Raw genomic sequence first — 4,852 nt, 5'->3', positions numbered from 1 at the left:
GGAGTGGTAGTTCAGTTGGTTAGAATACCGGCCTGTCACGCCGGGGGTCGCGGGTTCGAGTCCCGTCCACTCCGCCAGATTTTCGTGGGGGTATAGCTCAGCTGGGAGAGCGCTTGCATGGCATGCAAGAGGTCAGCGGTTCGATCCCGCTTACCTCCACCACGTTTCAAGGTCTGACCCTATCGTCTAGAGGCCTAGGACATCACCCTTTCACGGTGAGTACCGGGGTTCGAATCCCCGTAGGGTCGCCACCGCTTTGACCGCCAGGAGTGGTAGTTCAGTTGGTTAGAATACCGGCCTGTCACGCCGGGGGTCGCGGGTTCGAGCCCCGTCCACTCCGCCAACCCCATCAGCCGTTGCCAGTCGCAGACTCGCAGCGGTTTTTTGTTTTCTGGGCATCCACGTCGCTTGCGTGACCGCCGGCCCACCCGCCTGGGGCAGGCCTTGGCGTACAGTCCCGGCATGGATCAAGTCCCCCGCCACGTCTTGCCCGTGCTGGTGCTGGCACAGTTCGCCGGCACCTCGCTGTGGTTTGCCGTCAACGCCATCATGCCCGACCTGCAGGCCGAACTGGGCTGGCCCGACGCGGCCTTGGGGGCATTGACCTCCGCTTTGCAGTTCGGTTTCATCCTGGGCACGCTGGTGTTTGCGCTGGGCGCGGTGGCCGACCGTTACCCGGCGCGCCGGGTGTTCCTGTGGTGTTCCCTGGCCGGTGCGTTGTGCACCCTGGGGGCCTGGTGGTGGGTGCGCGACCTGCAGGCCCTGATGGCCTGGCGCTTTGCCACCGGGTTCTGCCTGGCCGGCATCTACCCGGTGGGCATGAAAATCGCTGCACAGTGGTACCGCCAGGGGCTGGGTGCGGCGCTGGGCCTGCTGATCGGTGCCCTGGTGCTGGGCTCGGCCAGCGCCCATGGCCTGCGCGCCTGGGGGCACGAACTGCCCTGGGACCGCCTGATGTGGGCCGTTTCGGCCCTGGCCGCCGGCGGTGGCCTGTTGTTGTACCTGGGCCTGGGGGAGCCGCCGGTGCGCCCCGGCGCGGCCGCGCCCCTGCGCTGGTCGGCGGTGGCCACCGTCTGGACCGACCGGCGGGTGCGCAGTTCGGTGCTCGGTTACTTCGGCCACATGTGGGAGCTGTACACCGTCTGGGTCATGGTGCCGCTGGTGCTGGCCACCCGCTTGCAAGGGGCGGCGGTGTCGCTGGCGGCCTTTGTGGTGCTGGGGGCCGGCGCCATCGGGTGCGTGGTGGGCGGGCTGTTGGTGCGGCGCTGTGGCGGGGCGCGGGTGGCCACCGCGCAACTGGCCGCCAGCGGCCTGTGCTGCCTGCTCACGCCCTGGGCCATGCAGGCGCCCGACGCGCTGTTTGGCCTGTGGCTGCTGGTCTGGGGCATCACCGTGTCCGGCGATTCGCCGCAGTTTTCGGCGCTGACCGCGCGCAACGCGCCACCGCAGGCGGTGGGCAGCGTGCTGACGCTGACCAACAGCCTCGGCTTTGCCATCTCCATCGGCAGCATCTTGCTGCACGTGGCTTGGGCGCAGCACACCCCGCTGGAGGCCGTGCTGCCGTGGCTGGCCGTGGGGCCGCTGCTGGGCCTGTGGGCGATGCGGCCGCTGCTGCGCGAGGAGCGGTTGGCCCGTTGACCGGCCTGCAGCCAGCACCGCCGCTTCGTGCGGCGTGGCGCCCCGCTTGGTACGGCGCTTGCATAGGGTGATCTGGGATAAACCGAGGAGAACTCATGGTTGGCAAATGGGGTTTGCGCGCACGGCTTTTGTTGGGGGTGGTGGGCATCGTGCTGGCGGGGTTTGCCGCCACGGTCTGGGTGGTGGCCGACCAGGCCGCCGCCACGCAGACCGAGGCCTCGCTGCGCTACACGCAGGAACTGGCCAACCGGCAGGCGGCCGACATGCGTTTGCGGCTCGAATCCGCCATGGGCGCCGCCCAGGTGCTGGCCAGCGCGCTGGGCGAACTCAAGGCAGTGGGCCATACCGAGCGCGAAGCGGCCCACGCCATGCTGCGCGGTGTGCTGGCCGATCACCCCGAGTTCCTGGGCGTGTGGAGCGGCTGGGAGCCCGACGCTTTCGACGGCCGCGACGCCGAACACGCGGGGCGTCCCGGCCACGACACCAGCGGTCGTTTTGTTCCCTACTGGAACCGAGGCAGCGGGCAGTTGTTGGTCGAGCCCTTGGTCGATTACGACCAGCCCGGTGCCGGCGACTACTACCTGCTGGCCAAGCAAACCGGCAAGCCGGTGTTGCTGGAGCCCTACGCCTACCAGGTGGCCGGGCAGACCATGCTGATCACCACGGTCACGGTGCCCATCCTGCACGAGGGCCGTTTCGTTGGCGTGGCCGGGGTGGACCTGGCGCTGTCGGACCTGCAGCGGGTGGTGGCGGGCATCACGGTGCTGGGCAGTGGCAGCGCCAGCTTGATTTCGCACGGGGGCCTGTTCGTGGCCGACCACGAGGCCGAGCGGGTGGGCCAGGCGATGGAGAGCGGCCCGGACTTTGAGGCGGCGCGCGCCGCGATACGGGCCGGGCTGGCGCACCAGATGGAAACCGACGACGCGACCCTGGGCCGGGTGGTGCAGGTGTACGCCCCGCTGCGGGTGGGCGCCACCGGCACCCCCTGGGCCTTGCGCGCCGAGGTGCCCCGCGACCAGATGCTGCAAGGGGTGCGGCGCCTGCAGTGGACGGCCCTGGCACTGGCGTTGTGCAGCGTGGTGGTGGTGTCCGGGGTGCTGGCGTTTGCCCTGGACCGCATGGTGTTGCGTCCCATCGGTGGCGAACCCGCCCAGGCCGCGGCCTTGGCCGAAAGTGTGGCCCAGGGCAACCTGACCCGCACCGTGCCGGTGCGGGCGGGCGACCAGACCAGCCTGATGGCCCGGCTCGGCCACATGCAGCACAGCCTGTCGGTGGTGGTGGAGCGGGTGCGCCAGGGCGCGCAAAACGTGGCCCTGGCCAGCCACGAGATCGCACAGGGCAACCAGGACTTGTCGGGCCGCACCGAGCACCAGGCCAGTGCGCTGGAGCAGACGGCTGCGTCAATGGAGGAACTCAGTGGCACCGTGCGCCAGAACGACGACACCGCGCGCCAGGCCAACCTGCTGGCCCAGGAGGCCTCGCGCGTGGCCACCGAAGGGGGCGCGGTGGTGCAGCAGGTCGTGGCCACCATGCGCGACATCCAGGGCAGTTCCAGCCAGATCGCGCAGATCATCGCCGTGATCGATGCCATCGCCTTTCAGACCAACATCCTGGCGTTGAATGCTGCCGTGGAGGCGGCCCGGGCCGGCGAGCAGGGGCGGGGGTTTGCCGTGGTGGCCAGCGAGGTGCGCGGCCTGGCCCAGCGCAGCGCCGAAGCGGCCAAGGACATCAAGCGGCTGATCGACGCCAGCGTCCAGCGGGTCGATGCCGGCACCGCGCTGGTGGACCGGGCCGGGGCCTCGATGGAGTCGGTGGTGGCGGCGGTCCGGCGCGTCACCGACCTGATGGCCGACATCGGCCGGGCCAGCAGCGAACAGAGCAGCGGCGTGCAGCAGGTGGGTCAGGCGATCACCCAGATGGACCAGGCCACGCAGCAGAACGCCGCACTGGTGGAGCAAATGGCGGCCGCCGCCACCAGCCTCCAGGGTCAGGCCGACGGCCTGGTGCAGGCGGTGTCGGTGTTTCGCTTGGCGCAGGACGCGCGCGGCTGACGGCCCGGGCGCCCGATGACGCGAGGGCCCAGGGGCGCCGTGCGGCCGCGGCTCAGGCGACCAGGGGCCAGGCGGAGGACCCGCCCGCCGCGGTGGTGCGCAGACCGACGCTGGCCAGGCCGCGCAGCACGTCACCCACCACGATGATCGAGGGGCTGCCCAGCCGGTGCGCCCCCAGCGTGGCGGTGAGCGTGCCCAAGGTGCCGCTGGCATGCCGTTGTTCGGGCAAGGTCGCGTGTTGCACGATGGCCACCGGGGTGTCTGGCGGCAGGCCGGCCAGCAGGCCCGCTTCGATGCGGGTCGCGCTGGACACGCCCATGTAGATCACCAGCGTCAACCGGGCTTGGTGGGCGCATTGGGCCAGGGCGGCCCAATCGGTGCCCGGGTCGCCGGGTTTGGCGTGACCGGTGACGAACACCACGCCGTGGGCGTGGTCGCGGTGGGTCAGCGGCACGTTCAAGGACGTGACGGCGGCCAGCCCCGAGGTGATGCCATTGATCACCTCCACCGCAATGCCTTCGCGGTGCAGGTGTTCGACCTCTTCCCCGCCCCGGCCAAACACAAAAGGATCACCGCCTTTGAGGCGCACCACGCGCTGCCCTTCGCGGGCGGCCTGGATCATGAGCTTTTCAATGAAGGCCTGGGGCGTGGAGGCACACCCGCCGCGCTTGCCGACATGCACGACGCGGGCGTTCGGGCTGGCGTGGGCCAGCACCGCGTCGTTGACGAGGTCGTCCACCAGCAGGACGGTGGCCGAGGCGATGGCTTTGACCGCTTTCAGGGTGAGCAGGTCGGGGTCGCCGGGGCCGGCACCGACGAGGACCACGGAGCCGGACGCTTGTGTGGTGGTGGACATGGTGTCAGTTCTCCAGGCAGGTGGTCGTGGTGGGCAGGGCCGAGGGGGTGGCCAAGGAGGCCAGGGCGTCGCAGATGTGGGCCACCTGCAGGGCGACTGGGGTGGGCAGCGGACGCTCGCCGGCCAGGATGGCCAGGGTGTGTTGGACGGTGGCGTCCAGGTCGTGCCCGGCGGGCAGGTCTGGTATTTGGGCCAGGCTGCCGGTCTGGGCCGCTTGCACGGTGTGCGATTGGCCGTGGTGGAACAGGTCCATCTGGGGCGTGCGCCGGGGGTCGGCCACGGGTTCGCCTTCGGTGCCGCGCAGCAG

Annotated in this window: 3 protein-coding genes, 4 tRNA genes and 1 pseudogene; 6 read left to right on the top strand and 2 right to left on the bottom strand. The window is 70.4% G+C overall.

What is annotated here, in order from left to right; all coding sequences use genetic code 11:
- From HA630_RS27445 to HA630_RS27420, 6 genes are all read left to right on the top strand, one after another.
- A tRNA-Asp gene (locus HA630_RS27445) sits at positions 1-77 on the top strand.
- 9 nt (positions 78-86) lie between these two features.
- Positions 87-162 (top strand) — tRNA-Ala (locus HA630_RS27440).
- Between the two features lie 13 nt (positions 163-175).
- A tRNA-Glu gene (locus HA630_RS27435) sits at positions 176-251 on the top strand.
- A gap of 15 nt (positions 252-266) precedes the next feature.
- Positions 267-343 (top strand) — tRNA-Asp (locus HA630_RS27430).
- Between the two features lie 119 nt (positions 344-462).
- The gene (locus HA630_RS27425) at positions 463-1,638 is read left to right on the top strand and encodes a nitrate/nitrite transporter (RefSeq protein ID WP_166833958.1); all 1,176 of its coding nucleotides are present in this window, start codon (positions 463-465) and stop codon (positions 1,636-1,638) included.
- A 95-nt stretch (positions 1,639-1,733) separates the two neighbouring features.
- Positions 1,734-3,689 (top strand): methyl-accepting chemotaxis protein, encoded by a 1,956-nt coding sequence (locus tag HA630_RS27420; RefSeq protein ID WP_166833960.1) that lies wholly within the window; start codon positions 1,734-1,736, stop codon positions 3,687-3,689.
- Between the two features lie 52 nt (positions 3,690-3,741).
- Here HA630_RS27420 and cobA read toward each other — a convergent pair whose 3' ends face one another.
- On the bottom strand, positions 3,742-4,545 hold the full coding sequence (gene cobA, locus HA630_RS27415) for a uroporphyrinogen-III C-methyltransferase (protein ID WP_166833956.1): 804 nt from the start codon (positions 4,543-4,545) through the stop codon (positions 3,742-3,744).
- A gap of 4 nt (positions 4,546-4,549) precedes the next feature.
- Positions 4,550-4,852, bottom strand: a pseudogene (locus tag HA630_RS27410) (DNA-binding protein YbiB); the annotation flags it as partial.

The sequence above is a fragment of the Aquabacterium sp. A08 genome, assembly GCF_011742065.1.
The sequence above is the reverse complement of the archived record's forward strand: the minus strand, read 5'-3'. Positions and strand labels throughout refer to the sequence as shown.

What these genes read in the sequence shown, in the direction of transcription:
- cobA (WP_166833956.1), bottom strand. Translation starts at nt 4,545, where the DNA reads ATGTCCACCACCACACAAGCGTCCGGCTCCGTGGTCCTCGTCGGTGCC.
- HA630_RS27425 (WP_166833958.1), top strand. Translation starts at nt 463, where the DNA reads ATGGATCAAGTCCCCCGCCACGTCTTGCCCGTGCTGGTGCTGGCACAG.
- HA630_RS27420 (WP_166833960.1), top strand. Translation starts at nt 1,734, where the DNA reads ATGGTTGGCAAATGGGGTTTGCGCGCACGGCTTTTGTTGGGGGTGGTG.